17 protein-coding genes are annotated in these 26,010 nt (G+C 44.3%); 8 read left to right on the top strand and 9 right to left on the bottom strand.

Translation table 11 applies throughout. The features are described 5' to 3' along the window. Positions 1-36: 36 nt before the first annotated feature. The 9 genes from nuoG to rplU form a co-directional block, all read right to left on the bottom strand. Positions 37-3,180, bottom strand: a complete 3,144-nt coding sequence (gene nuoG / locus JMX97_RS09560) for an NADH-quinone oxidoreductase subunit NuoG (RefSeq protein WP_201557485.1) — start codon at positions 3,178-3,180, stop codon at positions 37-39. A 10-nt stretch (positions 3,181-3,190) separates the two neighbouring features. Beyond that, positions 3,191-4,615, bottom strand: a complete 1,425-nt coding sequence (gene nuoF / locus JMX97_RS09555) for an NADH-quinone oxidoreductase subunit NuoF (RefSeq protein ID WP_201557483.1) — start codon at positions 4,613-4,615, stop codon at positions 3,191-3,193. Next, entirely contained in the window at positions 4,612-5,121 is a 510-nt protein-coding gene (gene nuoE, locus JMX97_RS09550; protein WP_201557481.1) for an NADH-quinone oxidoreductase subunit NuoE, read from the bottom strand. The genes nuoF and nuoE overlap by 4 nt, the downstream gene beginning before the upstream one ends. 194 nt (positions 5,122-5,315) lie before the next feature. Continuing rightward, positions 5,316-7,091 carry an NADH-quinone oxidoreductase subunit C/D gene (gene nuoC / locus JMX97_RS09545; RefSeq protein ID WP_201557479.1) on the bottom strand — a complete coding sequence of 592 codons (1,776 nt, stop codon included), beginning with the start codon at positions 7,089-7,091 and terminating at the stop codon, positions 5,316-5,318. A gap of 171 nt (positions 7,092-7,262) precedes the next feature. Further along, positions 7,263-7,931: a NuoB/complex I 20 kDa subunit family protein gene (locus JMX97_RS09540; protein ID WP_201557477.1), complete on the bottom strand. Its 669-nt coding sequence runs from the start codon at positions 7,929-7,931 to the stop codon at positions 7,263-7,265. 189 nt (positions 7,932-8,120) lie between these two features. Next, positions 8,121-8,750, bottom strand: a complete 630-nt coding sequence (ndhC, locus tag JMX97_RS09535; RefSeq protein WP_201557475.1) for an NADH-quinone oxidoreductase subunit A — start codon at positions 8,748-8,750, stop codon at positions 8,121-8,123. A 984-nt stretch (positions 8,751-9,734) separates the two neighbouring features. Continuing rightward, on the bottom strand, positions 9,735-10,436 hold the full coding sequence (gene lolA / locus JMX97_RS09530) for an outer membrane lipoprotein chaperone LolA (protein WP_201557466.1): 702 nt from the start codon (positions 10,434-10,436) through the stop codon (positions 9,735-9,737). A 518-nt stretch (positions 10,437-10,954) separates the two neighbouring features. Then, positions 10,955-11,212, bottom strand: coding sequence for a 50S ribosomal protein L27 (gene rpmA, locus JMX97_RS09525; RefSeq protein WP_201557456.1), 258 nt, complete (start codon positions 11,210-11,212; stop codon positions 10,955-10,957). Between the two features lie 90 nt (positions 11,213-11,302). Next, on the bottom strand, positions 11,303-11,614 hold the full coding sequence (gene rplU, locus JMX97_RS09520; protein ID WP_201557454.1) for a 50S ribosomal protein L21: 312 nt from the start codon (positions 11,612-11,614) through the stop codon (positions 11,303-11,305). A gap of 687 nt (positions 11,615-12,301) precedes the next feature. Between rplU and JMX97_RS09515 the strand changes: the two genes are divergently transcribed. The 8 genes from JMX97_RS09515 to dut all read left to right on the top strand — a co-directional run bounded on the left by JMX97_RS09515 (position 12,302) and on the right by dut (position 25,962). Next, entirely contained in the window at positions 12,302-13,231 is a 930-nt protein-coding gene (locus JMX97_RS09515) for a polyprenyl synthetase family protein (RefSeq protein WP_201557503.1), read from the top strand. Positions 13,232-13,735: 504 nt separating this feature from the next. Further along, a complete protein-coding gene (locus JMX97_RS09510) occupies positions 13,736-15,136 on the top strand; it encodes an efflux RND transporter periplasmic adaptor subunit (RefSeq protein ID WP_201557452.1) in 1,401 nt (466 codons plus the stop codon). A gap of 35 nt (positions 15,137-15,171) precedes the next feature. Next, a complete protein-coding gene (locus tag JMX97_RS09505; protein ID WP_201557450.1) occupies positions 15,172-18,456 on the top strand; it encodes an efflux RND transporter permease subunit in 3,285 nt (1,094 codons plus the stop codon). Continuing rightward, positions 18,453-20,309 (top strand): efflux transporter outer membrane subunit, encoded by a 1,857-nt coding sequence (locus JMX97_RS09500; protein ID WP_201557449.1) that lies wholly within the window; start codon positions 18,453-18,455, stop codon positions 20,307-20,309. Before JMX97_RS09505 ends, JMX97_RS09500 begins: the two co-directional genes overlap by 4 nt. Before the next feature lie 196 nt (positions 20,310-20,505). Then, on the top strand, positions 20,506-21,513 hold the full coding sequence (gene hemB, locus JMX97_RS09495) for a porphobilinogen synthase (protein WP_201557447.1): 1,008 nt from the start codon (positions 20,506-20,508) through the stop codon (positions 21,511-21,513). Between the two features lie 336 nt (positions 21,514-21,849). Beyond that, positions 21,850-23,883 carry a UvrD-helicase domain-containing protein gene (locus tag JMX97_RS09490; protein WP_201557445.1) on the top strand — a complete coding sequence of 678 codons (2,034 nt, stop codon included), beginning with the start codon at positions 21,850-21,852 and terminating at the stop codon, positions 23,881-23,883. 94 nt (positions 23,884-23,977) lie between these two features. After that, a complete protein-coding gene (gene mgtE / locus JMX97_RS09485; protein WP_201557443.1) occupies positions 23,978-25,381 on the top strand; it encodes a magnesium transporter in 1,404 nt (467 codons plus the stop codon). 116 nt (positions 25,382-25,497) lie between these two features. Then, positions 25,498-25,962 (top strand): dUTP diphosphatase, encoded by a 465-nt coding sequence (gene dut, locus JMX97_RS09480; protein WP_201557439.1) that lies wholly within the window; start codon positions 25,498-25,500, stop codon positions 25,960-25,962. Positions 25,963-26,010 lie beyond the last annotated feature (48 nt).

The following is a 26,010-nucleotide window of genomic DNA, read 5'->3' as shown; positions in this document are numbered from 1 at the left end:
CTCGGCACATCAGGAATAATACGGGTCACTTGCATATTACACTTCCTGAGTCGTGGTCGGCGCTGCTGTTATATGCGTCGCGCGATCAACATTAGAATTAGCATCAGCAGTATTAACATTAGCATTATCGTTTGCCATGTCACCTATCATAGTAACAACATTTGCAGGCTCATCAACTTTACGGACCGAAGCTGGCATGGAAGGATGAATAATATCTACCTGCCCGACCGGATAACCAATACACCCTTCGGCTAAATAATGTACCAGTTGCACAGGCAAAGTGACTTGCTGATTGTCAATTTCGATGGCTAAATAATCACCATCCGCAATTTCCCAATCTTGAGCATCGTCAATACCAATACGCCAAGCGGCAATCGGTAACTGTCCAGCGACGATTGGGCTACGTGATGCCATCATCGAGCTGGCATAAATATTATAAACAGGCACTAGCTTGGCTTGCCCCTGCTGAATATTCGTGGTGGTCAGAGACGTTGCTTGCGGCGCAATATATTGACGGATCGCCAAACGCTCTAGCTGATCAAATAAGCGCACACCAGGATCACCGTTCTTTAAACTGCCACCGACTTTATCTTGATATTTATTCCACGCTTGTGGTGAGTTCCAGCCAGGCGAATTAGCGAAAGGAATCATCGAGCTTGGCGTTTGAGTACCGCTATAGCCTTCCATCGAAAAGGTCAAACCAGTATCCAAATCTTTGGGCTGCATAGGCTCATGTACTGACATTTGCGCACGCATCGAGGTACGACCTGAATAGCGGCGCGGCTCACGGGCAATCTTTAGACCGGTAATGCGATAATCAGCATCCGGAGCCGCGTATTTAATACCAGCAAGCTTCGGATGGGTCGCTATTAAGGCATTAATCACATCATCAAGCTGGGTCCAATCAACAGGCTTACCTATCAGACTGCTATGCACAGCGTGCAACCAGCGCCAGCCTTCTTTAATACTACTAAGTGGATGATAATAGTTGTTATCATAAACTTGGAAGAAGCGCTGAGCACGGCCTTCAGCAGATACTAACGTACCGTCTGCTTCGGCAAAGCTTGCCGCTGGTAGTACAATATCCACATCTTTATGCCAATCTAATAGCTGATGATCAAGTGCAATCACGGTTTTATCGGCTAATAGCTGCGTGAGTTTCTGTGCATCAATCGCATCGGTTAGCTGATTTTCAGCGACCACGACCACATCAAAGTCAGTCGCCAATAGCTCTTCTACTGACCGTCCACCAAGCAGACATACGCCCATGCTATTAGCATCAATAACAGTCAGATAAATACCTGCTTGCGCACGATAGCTAGTATTTTTTTCTCTAAGCTCAAGCTTAGTAGCCGGCTCACGCTCAATGTCATCTTGCGCTTCTTTATTGGTACCGGTTTCAGGCTTGGCAGGTTTAGCAGCCAGCTCCTTATCCTCAGTAGGCTGATCGGTTTCAGCAATTTCTTCAGCTGCTTCAACCTTGGCATTATGGGTTTCAACCTGCTCATGTTCGGTCGCTTTGATAGCCGCACGCTTTTGGCTGAGCGCCTGAGTAATTTGCGCCGCAGCTTCAATCAACGCAACAGAGGACAAACCAGTACCTGAGATAACCAGCGGCTGATCTGCTCGCACTAAGTCATAAGCAATTTGCTGCGCCAGCGCTTGCATAGGATCAGACTCTTCACCTTGATTTTGATCTGCTTGCTCTGATACTTGATCGCGCGAAGATTCAGACGCTTGGGGATCTGTTATTTGTGATAAGTCATCTGCTAGTAGGTTAATCTCGTCAGCAACTTTAAAGCCCAGCTTAGTAATATCTTCAGGAGTCGCTACCACGCTGACTTTGCTAATATCATCAAGTTTGGTTTGGGTAACGTCGATAATATAAACCGGACTGAGCGCACCTTGAGCGATACGTTCTACCGGTTCTGCTAACCATTCTTGCGTTTTGGCAGCGGCAGCCATTTTGACAGCTTCGTTTTTTGCGGCTTGCCGTACTGATAATGCCACCCGAGCTGAAGTCTGAGTGATGTCTTCACCCAAAATGAGCACTGCATCATGGCTTTCAATGTCAGTCATACCTGGGTTATAAATACCTTCAGTACTTAGTACTTCGATGCATTTATTCACCAATGCTTGCTGCTGATGGTTAAGACCAGTTGAGAAGTTATCAAAACCTACTAGATTCTTTAGCGCAAAGTTAGTCTCTAAACTGGCGCGCGGTGAGCCAATACCAATCACTTTTTTGTCTTTAAGACGCTTGATGGTTTCATCGAGAGCATAGTCAATATTGATTTTGACATGTTTATCATTGATACGTTCAAGCGCTTGGGTGGGGCGATCGTCACGATTGACGTAACCATAGCCAAAGCGGCCACGGTCGCATAAGAAGTAACGGTTCACTTCCCCATTATAGCGATTTTCAATACGGCGCAATTCACCATAACGTTCACCGGCTGAGATATTACAGCCCGCCGAACAACCATGACAAATGCTAGGGGCATATTGCATGTCCCATTTACGGTTATAGCGCTCAGAGTGGGTTTTGTCCGTAAACACACCCGTTGGACAGACTTCGGTCAAGTTGCCCGAAAACTCACTTTCAAATTGACCATCATCCTCACGGCCAAAATAAACCCGGTTGCTCGAGGAAAAAACACCCAAATCTTCGCCGCCAGCATAGTCTTTATAAAAGCGTACACAGCGATAGCAGGCGATACAGCGGTTCATTTCATGAGCAATAAATGGCCCAAGTTCTTGATTATGATGGGTGCGTTTGGTAAAGCGATAACGGCGGCGATGATGACCAGACATATAAGTCATGTCTTGAAGATGACAGTGACCACCCTCTTCACAGGTTGGACAGTCATGGGGATGGTTGGTCATTAAGAACTCAACGATCGACTGCCGAAAGGCTTTGGCTTCTTCGTCATCGACTGAGATGTACATATCTTCAGTGGGCGCGACCATACATGACATTACTAATTTACCGCGTCCAGCTTCTAAGTCTTCTTTGTCTTTATACTGCTTAACCGCGCACTGACGGCACGAACCTACTGAGCCTAAAGCAGGATGATAACAAAAATACGGCACATCAATGCCGAGTGACAAGCATGCTTGAAGCAAGTTGTCTGCGCTATCTACTTCGACAGTGGTTCCATCAATATGTATGACTGCCATGCCGCTCTCCTTATTTCACTACTGGCTGTTGACTGGCTGCAGCCTCAATGACATCTACACCAACCGCCTGCGCAATTTTTTGATCAAACTCAGGACGGAAATATTTAATCGCACTCATAAGGGGTTCCATCGCACCGGGGGCATGCGCGCAGAACGTTTTCCCAAGCCACAAGTCACGGGTTAGGCCTTCAAGCTTCTCTACATCGCCTATTTGCCCTTCGCCCTCATTAATAGCAGTGAGCAATTTAACACCCCATGGCAAGCCATCACGGCACGGTGTACACCAACCGCATGATTCACGCTGAAAGAAAAGCTCAAGGTTACGTAGCAATGGCACCATATCTTGTTGCTCATCGACTACCATAATTAGCCCTGTACCCATTCGGCTACCAGCTTTTTGGATGGTATCGAAATCTACCACTACATCTAAATGATCAGCAGTCAAAAAGTCGGTTGACGCACCACCCGGTAACCAAGCTTTAAGCGTGCGTCCCTCTTGCATACCGCCAGCGAAGTCTTCAATAATTTCCCGCGCGGTATAACCAAAAGGCAATTCCCAAAGACCTGGATCATTAACCAGTCCGGAACAACCAAACAGCTTAGTGCCTGGGGTTTCTACCACGCCTTTAGCCTTTGGCAAATCTTGATACCATGCGCTGCCATGCAAAATAATGGCGGGAACATTATGAAGGGTTTCAACGTTATTAACTACCGTTGGCCGACCCCATGCCCCTGACACTTGTGGAAATGGTGGCTTGGTACGTGGAATGGCACGGCGACCTTCTAAACTACTGAGTAGCGCCGTCTCTTCACCGCAGATATATCGACCTACTCCAGTATGCACGTGTAAATCAAAGTTGAAACCCGAGCCTAAGATATCGTCGCCAAGGATATTGTTGGCCCTTAACTCTTCAATAGCAGCCGTTAAACGCTCAGCAGCCAGAATGTATTCGCCGCGAATAAAGATATAACCAGCCGTTGCGCGAAGGGCATAAGCAGATATAATCATGCCTTCGATAAGCTGTAACGGTAAACGCTCCATTAACAAGCGATCTTTAAAAGTACCCGGTTCCATCTCATCAGCATTACAAACTAAGTAGCGTGGCCCGCCATCGGGTGGCGCCATTAGCGACCATTTAATACCCGCCGGGAAACCTGCACCGCCGCGACCTTTGACCACTGCTTCTTTAATCGTATTTAGGGTGGCATCTGGCGATTGATTCAAAGCCATTTTAAGCGCTTCAAACCCCTGGAGTGATTCGTAAGTAGCAAGGTCTAATACCGCATCGTGATGCGCCAAACGCCATGTCAGCGGTTTGGTTTCACTAGTAGCAGTCGCTTTATCACCATAGACAGCGATGCGCTGATCATTAAGTTGGCTTGGCGCTTTACCTTGGCTGCGAAGAGCAATCTGCTCTGAAACGGTTAATCTCATGCGTATAGCTCCAATAACTGGGCGACTTCATCAGGCTGAACAGGGCCATAAGTATCTTCATCAATCAACACCGCAGGGCCTTTATCGCAGTTGCCCAAACAGCAAATCGGTAATATTGTAAAGCGGCCATCGCTAGTGGTCTGACCATACTCGATACCCAGCTGAGACCTTAACTCAGTGGACAGCGCTTCATAGCCCGTCAAAAAGCACGCTACTGAATCGCAAATTAAGATTACATGACGACCAACCGGCTGGCGATAGATGCGATTAAAGAAGGTTGCGACCCCATCGATATCTGTCACTGGAATATCTAATATATTGGCAATGGCATTGACCTGTGCATCGTCAACCCAGCCGTTACGCTTTTGCACAATTTTTAGCGCATCTAGCGAAGCGGAACGCGCTTGCGGATAGTGGTGCATAAACTCATGAATGGCTTCAATTTCTTGAGCGGTTAAAATACTTGCCACATTCACTGTTGGCGCTTTATCGGAAACAATTTTCATATCTTGTCTTTATCCTCACTCATCACACTGTATCAGGTTGCGACTGTCGCCACATTGAAATGCTACAACGTTTTGGTGTGCCTATTGGCGATAACATATTGATTAAATTATTTATTACAGCTACAGCAATTAACTTTTGAGTACTTATTTTTGAGCACTAACTTCTAAGCATTGTATTTTTAATTTAGTAACCGTTATCGGTCACAATCCGCCATTACAATATCAATGGAGGCCAGATACATAATAGCGTCAGATACTAATGAGCCATTAATCACCGATGGCATCTGCTGTAAATGCGCAAATGTCGGTGTGCGAATACGCGTACGATAGCTCATAGTGGCGTGATCGGAGGTAATGTAATAGCTATTAAGACCTTTGGTGGCTTCGACCATCGTCGAGCACTCACCGGCTGGCATCACAGGACCCCAAGAGACTGAGAGAAAATGGTTAATCAAAGTCTCAATATCATTCAAAGTACGGTCTTTCGGCGGTGGCACTGCCAATGGATGATCGGCTTTATAAGGGCCTTGAGGCATATTATCCATACACTGTTTAATGATACGCATTGATTGGCGTATTTCTTCGATTTTAATCATACAGCGATCATAAGCGTCACCGTTATAGCCAAGCGGTACTTCGAAGTCGAAGTTTTCATAGCCCATATAGGGACGCGCTTTACGCAAATCAAAATCCACACCAGTGGCACGCAGACCTGCTCCAGTGACACCCCAAGCCAATGCTTGCTTGGCATCATACTGGGCAACGCCTTGAGTACGGCCTTTTAGAACACTATTCATCATCGCCGCTTTGACATATTCATCTAAACGCTTAGGCATCCAGTCCAAGAACTCACGCACCAGACGCTGCCAGCCACGCGGTAAATCGTGTGCCGTACCGCCAATACGGAACCATGCTGGATGCATCCGATAACCGGTAACCGCTTCGATCACGTCATACGCTTTTTGACGATCGGTAAAGGCATAGAAGACTGGCGTCATACCACCAGCATCTTGAATAAAAGTACCAACGAATAGCAGGTTATTGGTGATTCGGAAAAACTCACTCATCATCACGCGAATGGTCTCAGCGCGAGCGGGAATAGTAATACCAGCTAGCTTTTCAACCGACATAATATAGGGCAGCTCATTCATCACACCGCCGAGATAATCAATCCGGTCGGTATAAGGAATATAAGAATGCCAAGTCTGGCGCTCGGCCATTTTTTCTGCGCCGCGATGGTGATAACCAATGTCTGGAATACAGTCGACGACTTCTTCGCCATCTAACTGTAGCACCAATCTGAATGCTCCATGAGCTGAGGGATGGTTAGGACCAATGTTCAAAAACATAAAGTCTTCGTCACGCCCTGAGCGTTTCATGCCCCACTCTTCGGGAACAAAGCGCAAGTTTTCTTGCTCATACTGTTGTTTGGCAGCATTAAGGAAGTACGGCGTAAATTCAGTCGCACGAGCATGGTACTCTTTACGCAGTGGATGACCTTCCCAGTATTTAGGCAATAAAATACGGGTTAAATGCGGGTGGCCAGTAACCACAATCCCGAACATATCCCATACTTCACGCTCGTACCAATTGGCGTTGGGCCAAATCTTGGTAGCGCTGGGTATATTTAAGTCATCTTCACTGAGCGCCACTTTAATGCGCACATCACTATTACGCTCAAGCGACATCAAATGATAAAACACCGTAAAATCACTAGCAGGCAGTCCTTGACGATGTTGACGCAGACGCTCATCCATCGCCGATAAATCAAATAACATAACATAAGGCTTAGGCAGCTTGCGCAAGTACATTAATATGTCTAATACATCAGCGCGCGCCACCCAAACCGTTGGAATCTCATCAACGGTCTGCTGCACGACAAACTTGCCGGCATATTCATGTTCCAACTCTTTGATGACCGCTGGTACAGGTTTAATCTTAGGATCTGTATTTTCAACTACCGTGACCATGAATGATGTCTTCCTTCATTAATCATAACTAATTATAACTAAACTGTTTATAACTAGATTGTGATGAGCGCATAAATGTTAACGATTAACTTGTGAGCTTGCCGACTACTAACGACTACTAATCATTAAGAGAAAACCATTAAACGAAAATCGTCAAACAAAAACCAGTAACTAAATACTGTCCGGACTGCGCAAGTTTTTCACTGCAATACGATCCGCTTGTTTACGGTCACGCTCAGGAGTCATTTGCGGCTGATAAACGCCTTGATTTTCGACATGAATACCTAGCGGACGGCGCTCTTTGGCGATGGACTCTTGGAGTAGCATTAATCCCTGAATCAGAGCTTCTGGACGTGGCGGGCAGCCAGGCACATAGACATCAACCGGAATAATTTTATCCACGCCTTGTACCACAGAATAGATGTCATACATACCGCCAGAGTTGGCACAAGCACCCATAGAGATAACCCATTTAGGCTCTAGCATTTGCTCATAAAGGCGCTGAATAACGGGGGCCATCTTAATAAAGCACGTCCCTGCCACGATCATTACATCCGCCTGGCGCGGCGAGGCACGAATGACTTCTGCCCCAAAGCGCGACAAATCGTGAACCGCGGTCAGAGTAGTGGCATATTCCACGTAGCAACAAGAAGTACCGAAGTTAAAGGGCCATAATGAGTTTTTCCGTCCCCAGTTTGCCGTCGTATGTACTAGGTCTTCTAGACGACCCATAAAGACGTTCTTATTGACTTCATCTTCAATAGGATCATTGACAGTTTGACGAGTCTCTGCAGGATAATTATCTGCATCAGGGTCGGCTTTTGTTAACGTGTATTTCATAACATACAACCTTTAAATTAAGCGCAGCGTGGCAATATTATTGATAGCTGCCGATTATCGTACGAATACTTTTTGCACATAAATATTTGTTCATAAATCTTTGTTCGAAACTGTTTGTTCGTAGCTGTTAGTTATTAAATGCTAGGTACTAAAACAATCACTTAGAACAATCACTTAATATCATGCTCATTAGCGATTAGGTTCAACATTGGTATGTTGAGCAGACGCCGCAAAATCCACAGAGGTAACATTACCTGTGGTATTGATATGATCGATATTTTGGAGGTGGCGACGATTGGCTTCAATATTATTTGAAACGTTGATCTGTCCTGAGGATTGTGCTGGAATCTTGCCAGTAGGATCTACCATCAGCTCATCAACGCCATCGAACTTAGTGATGTCCGCTAGATTGAAGCCTGCAGGCGCGGCATAAAGGCGTACTTTTTTACGAAGTTTATCCGCAGGTGACCAACTTATAGCCCCTAAGCTTAGCTCATATATCAAACCGACGATTAGGACACCAATAAACACCGCCGCCGCTGCAAAACCAATCCAACCGACCTCACGCACCGAAACAGCATAAGCGAATAAATAAAGCGCTTCTAAATCAAAAATGACAAAGAAGATAGCGACCAAGTAGAATTTCGCAGACAAACGAATACGGGCGTTGCCAGATCCAACAACACCCGCTTCAAATACTTCTTCTTTTTGTAGGCCGTGTGAACGTCCACCAAGCAAGCGCGGAACGACTAGCATAAACACAACTAGGCCGATAGCGGCTAGAATAAAAGCAACTGCTGACCAATTAAAGGCAGACATGATAATACGTGCTCCTCACCCAATCGAGTGTCATAAATACCGCATGCCATTACTAATTGCAACTTATCGTTAATAGCAACATGATGACATGACAACGTACCTGACGCAGACGAAAACACAAAGTGACTGTTTATTATTAAGTTAAGTAGTTTCTTTAAGAAACTTCTTTAAGTAACTGTAAGTGATTTCTTTCAGCAACCGTAAATAACTATAAGTAACTTTGCTGGTAATGACCAATTATCAAGCTTATTGATGACGGTGTAGAACGATACCAACCGTACAGTATCTAAATATAACGATTAGATAAGGGCTGGTCGTCAAACGCATCTTTTAGCAACGTAATATAAACTTATTAAATCAATATCTTGGTTAATTATTTAAACAATATTTATTTAAATAACGAAGTATTTAATTGATTTAATAACTCATTACACGTGATCAACAATGACGTGATAACTGCCATAGACTGTTTACTTACTATACGCATCTCAAGGCTCAAAAGCCAGTTTTTAACTGTATTGGGTGGTCACTTTATATGCTACTAAATATGTATTTAGAGCAAAAAATTATGTTATAGACTAAGGCGTATACTTGCTTTACCAAACATAAAGATCAGCCTAAAAACCTACCCAAATAAGCGTAACAACGATGACCTGCCTTACAGCTAAAAATTAAAAAGTGCCGGAGCAAAATTTTAGACATTCAACTAAGCAGCTCAAGTCAATAAGCTTGATGACATACGTTGTAAGTAGGCCGATATTGTAAACCTATTAGTCCTAATTGCAACCTGTCCCTACTCTACTTTGAACAAATATTAATATAAAATATCAATATAAAATATCAATATAAAATATAGGTACTTATCTTTGATTGTTTAGCGATTTACTCCTGATCACTCAATAAAAAAAGGACCAGCCGAAATAACGGCTGATCCTTTTTTCTATGACTTACTTATATTTATCTCATAATAGGCTTAACCATAGATTACTGATTGATCACATCCACACCTTTTGGTGGCGTGAATTTAAACTGGCTGCTACTAATACTTGGGTTAAGCTTAATACCGTTGAATTTAATTGACGTAGTTTGTCCCAAAGTATCGTTAAGCACCATCATTACTGGTTTGCCACCACTAAAACTCACGGATAAGTTTTTAAAACTGGCATCACTTAACTTAGGGTAGAGTACGTAATAGTTCTTAGTCGCATAAGGCTGAGTAATTTTAAAGTTTTTATCGATTTTACTTGGGTCACCTGATAATAGCAGTGCGGGGGTGTTACCTACTTGGCTATCTACCGCTTGCTGGGTAGCCTGCTCTAAATCTTTATCGTAAATCCACATCGAGCTACCATTGGCAACAATCAGTTGTTCTGATGGTGACTTGGTTTCCCAGCGGAAGTTATTTGGCCGTTGGACACTCATTGAGCCTTTAAAGGTGCCGCTGCTTGCGCCTTTTGTGGTTTGGGTAAAGTTGGCAGTCATGCTTTTGGTATTGGTCAATAGCTTGTTTAAGCGCTGAGCTGCGACTAGATTACTTGCAGGAGCCGCGCTCGCTGATTGGCTCAATGCCACCATAGGCGCAGCAACGCCAAATGTAGTCATCAATACTCCGGCTAGAGCACCACTCATCCATTTCTGTTTTGCAGTCGTTGTTGGTTTAGAGACTTGCTTGGTTAATAAAGTCATCGTTTTTCCTCTCGTAATAAAAATAAAATATCAATTATTTTTTAAAGATCGTTCTTTAATTATTGGTCTTTAGCAATTAATCTGCTAGTTATCGAATCAGCCGTGTATTTATTGTGGTCAAATATGTTGCGTGTTAGTTATTGGCTTTAACAGTTATTAGCTTTAATGGATAAATAAAAAACAGTCATTATTAGTTATCACGGCACTGTTGATTAAAGGCATTCAAGCAATGGCATTCAATCAACGACAAACAGTGTGGCAGCTTTTTTATTACGCGCCTAGACCTGAATTGCAATCAATACTACGCCTGCCATACACGCTTGTAACCAAGAAATTTACACTATTTCACCCTTGTGTTCATAACGTTTCTATACCTCTGTCAATATTGATATTTTAAGTAAAATTAACAAGAATAAGATATAAACATAAAAAAGTCCCTATCACCGGCTGGTAATAGGGACTTTTCTATTAGCTATAGAAACTTATCTAAACACAATAAGTTAATAGCTCAGCGACAATTATGCGCCTTCAACCATCACATAGCGACGGTTGAATTTACCTTTGGTCGCAAACTTTACCACACCGTCATTCAATGCAAATAAAGTATGGTCACGACCCATGCCAACGCCTTCGCCAGCGTGGAATTCTGTACCACGTTGACGAACGATGATGTTACCAGCAACGATGGTTTGACCACCGAATATTTTTACGCCGAGCATTTTTGGGTTTGAATCACGACCGTTACGGGTCGAACCGGCAGCTTTTTTATGTGCCATGAGAAAATCTCCTTGTTAATATGATTATCGCGTGTGCGATACATCTTAAGCTTTTAGTGCGCTGTTAAGCTTTAATAAGTAAGCTGGTAACTAAGCATTAATCGCTTTGATTTTTAACAAGGTATACCATTGGCGGTGACCTTGCTCTTTATGATAATGCTTACGACGGTTGTGCTTGATGATACGGATTTTGTCACCGCGACCATGCTTAACAACTTCTACTTCTACGCTTGCACCATCAACGACTGGCTGACCGATTTTGACGTTATCGCCGTCAACAACCATCATTACGTCTTCGAATTTGATCGTTTCGCCAGCTTCTACTTTTAGTAGTTCAACTTTAAGCAATTCATCGACGACGACACGGTGCTGTTTACCACCACTTTTGATTACTGCGTACATTGTATAACTCCGTTTAACCCGTGTGCCGTGGCTAGTATGATACTAACGCTTCGTCAACGAACACGACAGGGAAAAATTAAAAGCAAGATTATACGGCTTTTCGCTAATAAAAGCAAGCCGCTCGTCCTGTTTTTGTGAGGTGGTAATACCAATAGTCCTTGTTCATATCAAGTTTGATGTCATTAGCTATCTAAGCCATTTGATAGGGCACTCAACACAGAGACATCGATAGTAGGAACAACGACCACTGATCTACATTTAGCAGTGGTTATTATAACTTATATAATCAGTGACTTACAACGCTTTATCTATTTGTCTTTATCATTGATCACTATTGGTTATTTTTAGAGGTAATCTTAGCTATTTTTAGTAAAGTTCATAATGGATTTTGAAGGATAAGCATTGAGTGATAAATATAATGAAGCTTTATGCCTGAGCTCATTTTATGTCACATTTTAGTCTCCGATTTGAGCATACAGCTATGCTATTATGAGAGGGTCGATAGCATTGGTATATCTTACTATCAAAATTTTCTCTTTATTCTAATTAATATGACTACTTCTTATGACCCGTACTTCTTTATCTAATGACTCATTTAATGACTCATTTAATGAATCCGCCTCCTTGTTATTATCCACACCAAGCTATTCCGATATCCAAAGCATCGTTGCTGATGATTTTGAGATTATGGATAAGCAGGTTTTTGGTAGTCTTAACTCCAAAGTCCAACTAGTGATGAGCGTCTCACAACATGTGATCAACGCTGGTGGCAAACGGATGCGTCCGCTGATTACTTTGTTGTGTGCACGAATGTTTCATGATGCACCATCACAGCAGGCTATGCATTTGGCCGCCATTACTGAAATGTTGCATACCGCAACTTTGGTACATGATGATGTGATTGACGAATCAGGACAGCGCCGCGGTAAGCCTACTGCCAATGCCACATGGGACAATGCCACGGCGGTGCTGGTCGGTGACTATCTAATCGCACGGGCGTTTAACTTATTGGTTAGCTTTCAAAGTTTACCGTTATTGCAATTGTTCTCAGATGGCACTTGTGATATTGCAGAAGGTGAAGTATTACAACTTCAGCATCAACACAACCCGGCCGCAACTGAAGATGATTATCTACGAATTATTGATGGCAAAACCTCGCGGTTATTTATGATGGCTACCCAAGGAGCCGCTATCTTGCAGGATCAAACCCAGCACCTTCAAGCATTAGCAGATTTTGGCCAGCACTTTGGTAATGCGTTTCAAATTGTCGATGATGTGCTTGATTATAGTGGCGACAGCGAGGTAATGGGCAAGAACTTAGGTGATGACTTGGCAGAAGGCAAGCCTACTCTGCCAACCATTAAGGCACTTGAGTTATTAAAAGACACCGATCAAAACGGCTATGAGCAATTGCGAATTGCAGTACAGACTGGGAAAACGCCGAATGCGGAACAATTGATTGAACTGGTGCGTGGTTCGGGCTCATTAGATTACTGTAAGCTGCGTGCTTTGGAAGAAACCAAACTCGCTCAGCAAGCACTTACTACCCTACCCGATAATCGCTATCGTCAAGGGTTGTATCAATTGACTGAGCTTGCCAGCGCACGTTTGTCATAACGTTACAGCTGTGCTGGTATAACGCTACTGCCTTTATCAATCGTTTACACGGTTGATTTAAAGTGACCGTTCATGCCTAGCTATTTTAGCGTTCACATTTAAGTATTGCTAAAGCCTTTGTTTTCTGGACAGCTCATAATCTTACTTAATTTATACGTTGTTAGTTGCTTGATTTTCTTTAAGTTCATTTATACAACAAAAATTAACAATCTTCTAACTCAGAGATTGTCGTAAAGTTTCTTAAGCGTTTTTCGTGTAACGCTTGTGTTGTCGGTGTTTTTTACACTTAGTAAAAACTAAAAGATAATTTTACGAGACAAAACTATTTTTTGATCGCTTGACTGCGGGGTAGACCCTATAGTTTATAATAGTCGATTAAATTAAACCTGCCTATCTGATTTTTATGCGTCGTTGTATGCATATTCTTTATCACATCTATCACGTTAAGATTTATCACTACACTTATTATATTGTATCAATATTATATTATTGCCGAGGACATTGATGAAGCACTCTTATCTTGCGATTGTAATAGCATCTGTACTATCTGGGGCTGTACTGGTTGGCTGTGACAAAAACGAGGACGCCGCTGGTGAAGCAGCACAGCAGCAGATGCCGCCTGCCGTCGTCAACGTCCAGACCGTTACCTTTGGCGCTGTGCCCCAAGTACAGACTTTTTCTGGACGTACTGCGGCCTACCAGACCGCAGACGTTCGCCCACAAGTGAATGGCATTATTGACGAGGTACTGTTCCGTGAGGGCAGCAGCGTCAAAAAGGGCCAGCCCTTATATCGTATCAATACGGATAACTACGCAACCTCTATTACCAGTGGTAAGGCTGCGGTAGCACAGGCGGAAGCCAACTACCAGACCGCGTTGGCTAATAATGCCAATGCGAAAGCTGAACTGGTCAGTCGCCAAGCCTCATTATCGCAAGCACAAAATGATCTACAGCGTCTGCAAGGACTGGTCGAGATTGATGCCATCTCCAAGCAGCAATATGATCAAGCGGTAACCCAAGTACGTACCGCTCAAGCGGCTGTCCAAAGTGCAAATGCCGCTATTGGCCAGACACAAGCGGGTATTGAAAGTGCAAAAGCCGGTATTCAAACCGCGACATCCGGTCTGGATGCTAGCACCTTAGATCTCAATCGTACGATCGTACGTGCGCCAATTGATGGTCGTAGTGACCGCTCAAGTGTCACTGCGGGTACGCTAGTTAGTGCCAGTCAGGCCGATCCGCTAGTCACTATTTCACGCTTAGATCCTATCTATGTGGATATCAGTCAATCGTCGTCTGAGCTGCTTAATCTACGTCAGCAGATCTCCGCTGGTAAAGCCCAAGCCGGAATGAATACCGTTGAACTAGTGTTAGAGGACGGCTCTGTCTATCCGGTAAAAGGTAAGCTTGCTTTATCAGAGGCGAAAGTCGATGAGTCAACTGGGGCGGTAACCTTGCGTGCCATATTCCCTAATAATAACAATATTTTGCTGCCAGGCATGTATGTCAGCGCACGCTTGACCCAAAGTGTCATTACCAATGCCGCTTTAGTCCCGCAAAGTGCGGTGATGCGTTCGACTAAAAGTGAAACTCAAGTTTATATCGTTGATGAAAACAATAAGATCCAAGTACGCCCGGTTACTATTAATGGTACCTATAATGGACAGTGGGTGGTCACTAACGGTCTAAAGAGTGGCGATAAAGTGGTGATTATCGGTGGCGCAAAAGTTAAACCTGAACAAGAAGTGGTCGCTAAGCCTTTGGAAAATCCAAACCCAACACCCTCTGAGCAAGGTGCTTCTGCTGGCACTGCTGCCAAAACACCGCAGCAAGCTGCAAAAAATGTAAATAAGTCTACCGATGGCAAAACTGCCAAAACACCGGCACAAGCAGCCGCCAATTAATTCCATTCAAAGCTAGGAAGACTTAGGGATATACTATGTCAGTTTTTTTTATTAATCGCCCTATTTTTGCATGGGTGATGGCTATTTTGGTTATGCTCATCGGCATAATATCGGTTATCAACCTACCGATTGAGCAGTATCCAGCTATTGCGCCGCCAACCATTTCGGTCAGCGCCAGCTACCCTGGTGCTAACGCTGAAACCGTTGAAAACTCAGTGGTACAAATTATTGAGCAGCGCATGAAGGGCCTTGATGGCTTGATGTACATAAAGTCGTCAAGTGCTTCAAATGGTAGTGCTTCTGTACAGCTTTTCTTTGAGAACGGTACGGATTCTGATACGGCACAAGTACAAGTTCAGAACAAATTACAGGCCGCAATGAGCTCGTTGCCTGAGCAAGTACAGCGTCAGGGTGTCAACGTCAATAAAGCCTCTGATGGCTTTTTAGCCGTGTTTGGGTTTGTCTCCGAAGATGGCAGTATGGATCGTGCTGATATCGGTGATTATATCAACTCGAATGTCGTCGATCCGCTCAGCCGTGTTGAAGGGGTTGGTCAAGTACAAGCATTCGGTGCCTCTTACGCCATGCGTATTTGGCTTGATCCAGCACGCTTACGTAGCTATCGTTTGGTGCCATCTGATGTGGTCGATGCAGTACGAGCGCAAAACGCACAAGTATCTGCAGGTCAACTAGGTCAAGCACCCGCTGATGTCGATGAACAAGTTATTAATGCGACGGTCACCGTACAAAGCTATCTAAAAACGCCTGACGAGTTCAAAAATATTTTATTGAAAACAGATACCTCTGGTGCACAAGTGCGCTTAGGCGATGTTGCAGACGTTGAAATTGGTAGTGAAAATTATAGTACTATTTCGTTGTTTAATGGCCAACCAGCAGCTGGCCTTGCCGTCTCACTAGCAAGCGGTGCTAACGCGCTTGAAACCCGCGAATTAGTCGGTGATCGAGTCGCCGAGCTAGAAGCAAACTTCCCGGTAGGTCTAAAGTCAGTCGTTCCTTACGACACCACCCCATTTGTACGCTTGTCTATTGAGCAAGTGGTTAAGACCTTAATTGAAGCGATTATATTAGTATTTATCGTCATGTTCGTTTTTTTACAGAACTGGCGCGCTACTATTATTCCGACCCTAGCCGTACCTGTGGTATTGCTTGGTACTTTTGCGGTGCTATATGTCGCAGGGTTCAGTATTAACGTGCTGACTATGTTTGCTATGGTACTCTCCATCGGTCTATTGGTCGATGATGCCATTGTGGTGGTAGAGAACGTCGAGCGAATTTTGGAAGAAGACCCCCATATCTCCATCAAGAACGCCACCATACAGTCGATGGGTGAGATTAGTAAAATTGTTGTTGGTATCGCGCTTATCTTATCAGCAGTATTCGTACCGATGGCTTTCTTTGGCGGCTCAACGGGTGTTATTTATCGTCAGTTTGCCATTACGCTTATCACCAGTATGGTGCTGTCGGCTCTAGTTGCTCTTATTTTCACCCCTGCCCTCTGTGTGACTTTGCTAAAACGTAGTAAAAGCCATGAAAAAGGCAATAGCGAACACCAAAAAGGCTTCTTTGGTTGGTTTAACCGTTCTTTCACTAAAACCAGTCGCTCTTATGAAAAATTTGTTGGTAAAAGTTTCCGCTTTAAATGGGTCTACTTTATTATTTATGCCGCCATTATCGGTATTATGGCAGTGGTATTCTTACGTATCCCCGGCTCATTCTTACCACAAGAAGACCAAGGTATTATGTTTACCGCCGTACAGCTACCCGCTGGTTCGACATTGGATGAAACCCAAGATGTTCTTGATAAAGTTAGCGATTATTATAGTAGCCAAGAACCAGACAATGTTGCTTCAGCGTTTACGATCGCGGGCTTCAGTTTTGTTGGACAAGGACAAAACGTAGGTATAGCCTTCGTAAAATTAAGTGATTGGGCGAATCGCGAAGGGGATGAAAATACCGCGCAGGCCATATCTGATCGTGCACAAGGTTACTTCTTTAGTCAAATTAACGAAGCGACTGTTTTTAATATTATACCCCCAGCGATTAGCGGGCTTGGTAACTCTAGTGGTTTTGACTTGATGCTCCAAGATTCCGGTAACGTCGGGCATGAAGGTCTGCTTGAAGCACGCAATATGTTACTTGGCATGGCCGCTCAAAATGATCAAGTAGCCGGGGTGCGGCCAAACGGACAAGAAGATGCGCCGCAGCTGAAAATCAATATCAACCAAGAGCAAGCCGCAGCTTATGGTTTATCTTTGGCAAGCATTAATAGTGTTATCTCCACCGCATGGGGTTCGACCTATATCAATGACTTTGTCGATCGTGGTCGGGTTAAGCGCGTGTTCGTACAAGGTGAGCCTAGTAGCCGTACCAACCCTGATGATCTCGGTAAATGGTATGTGCGTAATAACAGCAACGAGATGATTTCGTTTGATGCGTTCTCTAGTAGTGAATGGGAAACCGGTTCACCGGGTCTCACGCGCTATAACAGTTTAGCGTCAATGAACATTCAAGGTAATGCTGCTGAAGGCTTAAGTACGGGTGAAGCGATGGAGGCCATGGAAGCCATGGTCGAAAAACTACCAGAAGGCATCAGTTATGAATGGACAGGCCTGTCATTAGAAGAGAAAAAATCAGGTGCTCAAGCGCCCATGCTATATGCCATCTCAATCTTAGTGGTATTCTTATGTCTTGCTGCTCTTTATGAAAGTTGGTCAGTTCCATTCTCAGTACTATTGGTGATTCCACTTGGGGTATTGGGGGCGGTTCTATTTACCTGGTTCCGGGGCTTCTCCAACGATATTTACTTACAAGTCGGTCTACTCACGGTGGTCGGGCTATCAGCCAAAAACGCCATCCTGATTATCGAGTTTGCGAGGGATTATCAAGAGGAAGGTTATAGCCTCAAAGAGGCGGTAATGACGGCGGCGCGGCAACGTTTGCGTCCGATCATTATGACCTCGCTTGCCTTTGGTCTGGGTGTTGTGCCATTATTCATAGCCACAGGTGCCGGGTCTGGTAGTCAAAACGCAATCGGTACCAGCGTTGTTGGTGGGGTAATCACCGCTACCTTCTTAGGTGTCTTCTTTATTCCTATGTTCTATATTTGGGTGCGTAGTATTTTCCCTTATAAAGGTAATGAAGCGCATGATCCGAATGATAAAGAGGATGGCAAGGGTCCAAATGGGCCAAGCGATCCCAATGATCCGGACAACACGCCAAATCAACCAATCGATGATACGCAAGACCCAACTCCCTCTGAGAGTTATCAGTCTGTAAGCTTTGGAGATAATACACAATGAGTTTTATATCCTTTTTTACCCCCAACTCAGCCACCAAAGCAGTAGCTACTGCTGCTAGCGTGCGCCCAATTATTACAGGCACATGGTTTACCCCTACTGCTATGATTGCGACTTCCACTCCCTCACGAGTATACAAGAGTAGTGGACGCTTATTAGGTTTGACGGCATTAGCAATGAGCATGGCAGCGTGTAATACCATCCCAAAAGCGGATATGAGCCCTGTGCTTGCTGAGCCTAATATTCCTATTGAACAAGCTTACGGTGCCTTTGACCGTGAGACTATCAGTAGCGCTGATCAGCCAAGTCTTGCCAGTCAGCGCTGGCAGAATTTTTATAGCGATGAGCGTCTGAAGGGTCTTATTGCATTAGGTCTTGAGAATAACAAAGACTTCGAAAGTGCGCGCTTAGCGATTGAAAAAGCACGGGCGCAATATCGAATCACTGATATTCGCGACTTGCCAACGATTGATGGTAGCGCAGGCTACTCTCGCAGTCGCCAAAACAGTCCAATAGGCGGCAGTCAAACCGGTGATGCTTATAATGTGCAGTTGGGTCTAGCCAACTATGAGCTAGACTTTTGGGGTAAAATTTCTAGTCTAAAAGATCAGGCGTTGCAGAATTTCTTAGCAACCACTGCGGCAAAAGATGCCACTCAGATTAGCTTAATTAGTAACATTGCTCAAAGCTATGCCAATTTAAGCTACAGTTTGGCACAGCTCAAACTGGCTGAAGCAACGGTTGAGAGTCGTGAACAATCCTTGTTTATTGCCAGTAAGCGCTTCGAAGCCGGTATCGATCCTAAGTTACCCTCCTTACAATCGAGTGCCGCGCTTGAGAATGCCAAACTCGCGGTATTAAGGGCGCAAAGCAGTATCTTAACGTCGCGTAATGCATTGCAGTTTTTAGTAGGTGCCTCAATTCCAAGTGAGCTTATACCTGCACCTGCAATTAGTAACATTACCACTCATGAAATCTTTAACGCTGGTCTACCGAGCGCGCTACTCCGCTACCGCCCTGACATCCTGCAAGCAGAATATAACCTTAAAGCCGCGGGTGCTAATATCGAAGTGGCGCGCGCCTCTTATTACCCTTCTATTAGCCTTTCCAGTAATGTGGGTCTGCGGAGTGGCAGCTTAGACGATTTATTTAGCAGTGGCGCGTTCGGTTGGTCCTTTGGTCCTAATATCAGCGTACCCATCTTTGATGCTGGTCGCTTAGATGCCAATTATGATGTGGCCAAAATCGAGCGTGAACAAACGCTCGCCAGCTACGAGAGATCCATTCAAACGGCCTTCCGTGAAGTGTCAGACGTGCTCGCGACGCGGGCAACGCTAGGTGAGCAGCTTGAGTCACAGTACCGTCTACAAGACAACTTTGAACAAACCTATCAAATTGCGGACGCTCGCTTTAAAGCGGGTATATCCAACTACCTAGACGTACTCGATGCTCAACGCTCATTGTTCTCAACTCAGCAAGGCATTTTAGATTTAGAGCTACAAAAAATTATTAGCCAAGTTGAATTGTACCAAGCCCTTGGTGGCGGTGCTAATCTTGGTGTGCCAACCATTATTCCGGTACCGCAATATACTAACGTGGCACAATTAGGTAGAGCGCCTGGCAATAGCGCTGAAGCAAAAGCCGCTTACGCTATCGATGCCGCCAGCTCAGCGCGGGTAATTTCTGTGCAAGAATCCATTGCCATTAAACAGTCAAATTCGCCAACGACAGCTGTCTTTAAACCAACTGCGATTGTCGATATCGATAATGATAACGATGCTGATGCAGCAGTCGGTGTTTTGATTGAAGAGACTCCTGTTGAACAAGTACCAGTCACGCAGATTATTGAGCCTTAACTGCTTACTGGTCAATAGTGGATAAATATCACACAATCAGCCCTGCCGCTTCGGTGGGGCTTTTTGCTTTCATAGGTTGCTTTTAGTTATAGTAGTATCACAATATTAAGAGCTATTTTATAAATATCTTACCTATAAATAATAATATTATAAACAACGACCAAATAACCCAATGAAAATATAATAAGGACCTATTATGACTTATACCTTTAACCGCCAATTCCCTGCGACTCGCCTGCGCCGCTTGCGTTATAACGATAATGTCCGGGCGATGATTCGTGAAGTTGAGCTGCACCCCAAGCATCTTATTGCCCCCGTTTTCGTTTTGGAAGGCGATAACCAACGCGAAGCCGTCGCCAGTATGCCAGGCGTTGAACGCTTATCCATTGATTTACTTATTAAGCACGCGAAAGAATTATTAGCCGAAGGCGTTACCACCATTGATATCTTCCCAGTCATCGATAACAGCTTAAAAACGGCCGATGGTCACGCCGCTTATGATGAAAATGGTCTGAGTGCTCGTGCGGTAAAAGCCGTCAAAGATGCCGTACCAGAAATGGTGGTGATGACGGACGTTGCGTTAGACCCTTATACTTCACATGGTCAAGATGGCTTGCTTGATGACGAAGGTTATGTGGTTAACGACGAGACGGTTGAGGTACTAGTCAAGCAAGTACTCGTACATGCCCGCGCTGGTGCTGACATTATCTCTCCTAGTGATATGATGGACGGGCGTATCAAAGCCATGCGTGACGCTTTGGAAGCAGAAGGTTTTTTCAATACCGCTATCATGGCCTACTCGGCTAAATACGCTTCTGCTTATTATGGTCCTTTCCGTGATGCGGTCGGTAGCGCAGGTAATCTAAAAGGTGGGCATAAGAAGCAATACCAGATGGACTTTGGTAATCGCGCAGAAGCTTTACATGAAGTGGCAATGGATATCAATGAAGGCGCTGATATGGTGATGATCAAACCGGGTCAGCCTTATTTAGATCTGATTCGTGAAGTTAAAAATACTTTTGGTGTACCGACCTTTGCCTATCAAGTTTCTGGCGAATATGCCATGCATATGGCAGCGATTCAGAATGGTTGGTTAAGTGATGAGGTTATTTTAGAATCGCTGATTGGCTTCCGCCGCGCCGGTGCCGATGGCATCTTGACCTACTTTGCGCTAGAGGCAGCACGTCAGTTAAATAATGCTTAGAGCTGATCTGCTGAATTAAAATACTTAGTTAAAATAATTAGCTACAACGCTTGTTTTCGCGCCAATTGATTCAGATCAGCTGGCGCGATTTTATTTTTCTCTTCTTTTTATTCTTAGTTCTTTCTTGACAACACTAACCATCCGCCATCTCCTGCCAAAACGTACAGTTTTTGCTTTATAATAACCTACCTAATTTTAAACGTGTGTTTACGGCAACCTCCACATTTTACTGCCTTTATTCTGTCGCCTGCCAACCATTTTTCTGGGGCTTTAATTAGTTAATTCCGCGACTACCCTCTTTTTTGCTTTTGAACCATTTGTCCCAAAGGTCTTGCTATGAGTCAACTTAATCCCAAACAACAAGAAGCCATGCTCTACGTATCCGGTCCGCTACTGGTATTGGCAGGCGCAGGCTCTGGCAAAACCTCGGTCATCACCCGTAAGATTGCCTATCTTATACAAGAGTGCAACATGCCAGCGGAACGTATTACGGCGGTGACTTTTACCAATAAAGCCGCACGCGAGATGAAAGCCCGGGTCAGCAAATTAATGCCCAGTGATAAGACCCGCGGTCTAACGGTATCAACCTTTCACCAATTTGGCTTACAGTTTTTGCGTTATGAATTAATCCATACTCCGCTAAAAGGCAACTTCTCCATTATGGATGGCGAGGACAGCAAGCGCTTATTGATGGAGTTAATGATGCGCGACAACTTAAGTGGCGCTGAAAGTCGCGAGCTAGTTGGTAAAGCGATGAAGTTTATCTCTGACTGGAAAAACGATCTGATTGATCCAGATAAAGCGATGGAGACCTTAGAAGATCCGGAAGATATGATCTTTGCGACTTTATATGCGTTATATGAGCGTAATTTACGCGCTTATAATGCGGTTGATTTTGATGACTTGATTGTATTACCGACTAAAATACTCCGTGACAATACCCTGCTGCGGGATAAATGGCAGAACCGTATTCGCTACCTATTGGTCGATGAATATCAAGATACCAATACTGCTCAGTATGAGATGATTAAGTATCTAGTAGGACCACAAGGACGCTTTACCGTCGTGGGTGACGATGACCAATCTATCTATGCGTGGCGTGGGGCAAAGCCTGAAAACATGGCCCTGCTAAAAGAAGATTTTCCCAAATTAAAAATCGTTATGCTTGAACAGAACTATCGCTCAACCAGTCGTATTTTGACTGCGGCCAATGCGGTTATTACCAATAACGAGCATTTATTTGAAAAGAAACTTTGGTCAGATAAAGGTCATGGTGAAAAAATCCGCATTATCAATTGCCGTAATGATGACGACGAATCGGAGCGCGTTGCCAAAGAGATAGTCACCCATAAGCTACGTTTTGGTAATGAGTGGGAAGATTATGCCGTACTGTATCGCAGTAACTTTCAAGCGCGAATGTTAGAAGCCCAGCTACGTCAATTACAAGTCCCTTATAAGATATCCGGTGGTCAGTCATTTTTTGCGCGTAGTGAAATCAAAGATATCATGGGCTACCTACGCCTAATTCTAAATCCAGAAGATGACAGTGCTTTTTTACGCATTATTAATACACCCAAGCGTGGTATGGGACCTGCGACATTAGAGAAGCTGGGTCTATTTGCGCAAGAGCATAGTATCTCGTTACTGGCCTCTTGTACCCATGCTGGCCTCAGTCATGTGTTACCGACCAAAGCCTATAGTACCCTAAAAGAATTTGGTGACTTTATTGAACATTACACTCGCGATTTAGATCAGCATCCTGACCCCGTCCCAATCGTACGTCAGATGATTGATGAAACCGGTTACGTCGATGTGGTGCGCTCGGAAGCGAAAACCCCGCAGCAAGAAAAAAACCGTCTAGACAATATTGAAGTGTTATATACCAGTATTCAATCGCTTATCAACCGTGCAGAAAACGATGAAGATCGCACTATTGATACTATCATCCGCAAGCTAGTATTGCTCGATATGTTGGAGCAGCAGCAAGAAGATGAAAACACCAATAAGGTCAATCTAATGACCTTGCATGCAGCAAAAGGCTTGGAGTTTAATTACGTTTATATTATGGGTTTAGAAGAAGAGATGCTGCCGCACCGTAACTCTATTATCAGTGAAACGGTAGAAGAAGAACGCCGCTTAATGTATGTTGGCATCACCCGCGCCCGTCGTGAGCTGACCTTAACCTTAGCCACGCAGCGCCGTGCAGGGGGACAGATGCGTGTCACCTCAGAGTCCAGATTCTTAGAGGAGCTACCCGAAGACCATATCGACTGGCCAGCCAAAGCTAAAAAGAAAAAAGCTACCAAAGATCCAGAAGCCGTTGCTGATGAATACTTAGCCAATATTCGAGCATTATTAGGTAATCGCTAGTATTTATACTAAAGTCTCAATGAATAGCATCAAATTAATATTTATTTTTCAGCTTTAGCTCGTTTTATACTTTTTCAACACTTTTGGAACGCTTATGTCCGCCGCTACGCCTAGCCCTGAACGCCCGTCCAAGCTACAGGGAAACTATAATCCGTTAGAGTATAGCGCTGAATATAAGCTGCTGTATTTACAGGATTTAGTTGCGGATGAGGCCTATACAGCCATCACTGAGTTTTTGGCAAAGCAGTCTGAATATGAAATCGCCAACCTACTCGAGTCGTTTCCAACCCAAGATAGGCTGCTGATTTGGGCACAAGTTCCTGAGCAGCTCAAAGGGGAAGTACTCGCTGAGCTAGAGTTTGATACGCGTCAGCCGTTGATGGAGAATATCTCCTCAAAAGAAATCTCGTTATTTACCCAAGATCTTGATGCGCAGGATATCTCAGAGATTTTGGAGACTGTCACCGATACTGTCCGTACCTCAGTGATGGCGACTTTGGATGAAGATATACGGATTCAGGTCAATAAGCTCGACACTTATGCCGATTGGGAAGTGGGTAGCTATATGGATCCTGATATCATTCAAGTACAAGATGATATCTCTCTGGCACAAGTACAGCAATGGCTACGCGATAATGAAGATCTACTGGATGACCAAAGCCAAGAGCTATTGATAGTCGATCAAAGCCAGCAACTGCTTGGGCTACTCAGTCTCGTCGATTTGATCAAGCACGAGCAAAGCTCATTGGTTTCCAGCTTCATTGATACCGCTGTCACTATCAATGATCGCTTAGATATCCAAGATGCGGCAGCTATTTTTCGTTCAGAAGATATTCGTTTTGCGCCGGTGATTAATAGTCATGGTGAGCTGGTTGGACAGCTAAATGGTGAAGACATCATGGAAATCATCCAAGACGATGTCGACAGCACCATGAGAAACCTGGCTGGTGTCAGTCAAGATGAAGAACTGTTTGCGCCTATTCTCACCAGTGCCAAAAGCCGTAGTATTTGGCTGGGTATTAATTTATGTACCGCATTACTAGCAGCAGCGGTCATTGGTCAGTTCGAGGCGGTACTCGCAAAAGTAGTGGCGCTAGCGATACTGATGCCAGTAGTCGCAAGTATGGGCGGTATTGCCGGCTCCCAGACACTTACCATAGTTATTCGTGGTATGGCAATGGGTCAAATTGGTGGTTCCAACCGCTGGTGGTTGTTTAATAAAGAGCTGTGGGTTGGCGCAATAAACGGTATCATTTGGGCGATAATCATGGCGATTATTGCGCAAATGTGGTTTCAGGATGTTAGAATTAGCGCTGTGATTGGCTGTGCGATTGCCATTAACATGACAGCAGCGAATGTATCGGGGATTACTATTCCCATAGTATTAAAGAATATGGATATTGACCCGGCATTATCAGCTTCAGTTATTTTGACCACAGTAACCGATATCGTCGGCTTTATGTCGTTCCTAGGACTGGCGAGTGTGTTATTACTTTAGGTCTAAATTTCAGTATTAAATTTATAAATCGTAGCCTTGTGGTTGTCGTTATTTATTAAAACGTATGTATTAAAAAACTATCTATCCAAACTGTCCAACCGTTAAGTGAGTGTGTTATGCAAGCTGTACAAGTCAAAGTCCTAAACCCTAAAATCACTCAAGATAAAGCATTTTCTCTACCTACCCGCGCCACTGATGGATCGGCAGGTATCGACTTACGTGCTTGTATTGATGAGCCTTTGACGGTTAAGGCAGGCTCAACGCATTTAATCGGTACCGGTCTGGCCGTTTACATCCAAAATCCTAATTATGCTGGTATGATTTTGCCGCGCTCAGGACTCGGTCACAAGCATGGCATTGTACTGGGTAATTTGGTCGGACTGATTGATGCGGACTATCAAGGTGAGCTAATGGTTAGTATTTGGAACCGCAGTAGTGAAGATTTTATCCTCAATCCAGCAGAGCGTATGGCGCAGTATGTTGTCGTACCAGTCGCGCGTCCTGAGTTCGAAGTCGTGACTGACTTTAGCGATGAAAGCGCACGCGGTGCAGGCGGTTTTGGTCATTCAGGTCGCCAATAGCCATCGCTAGTTTGTATGTCTAATAGTGCCCAAACATTCATTTCCACA

It is taken from the genome of Psychrobacter sp. 72-O-c (genome assembly GCF_904846605.1).
Taxonomy (GTDB): Bacteria; Pseudomonadota; Gammaproteobacteria; order Pseudomonadales; family Moraxellaceae; genus Psychrobacter.
This window is presented reverse-complemented; position numbering and strand designations above follow the sequence as displayed.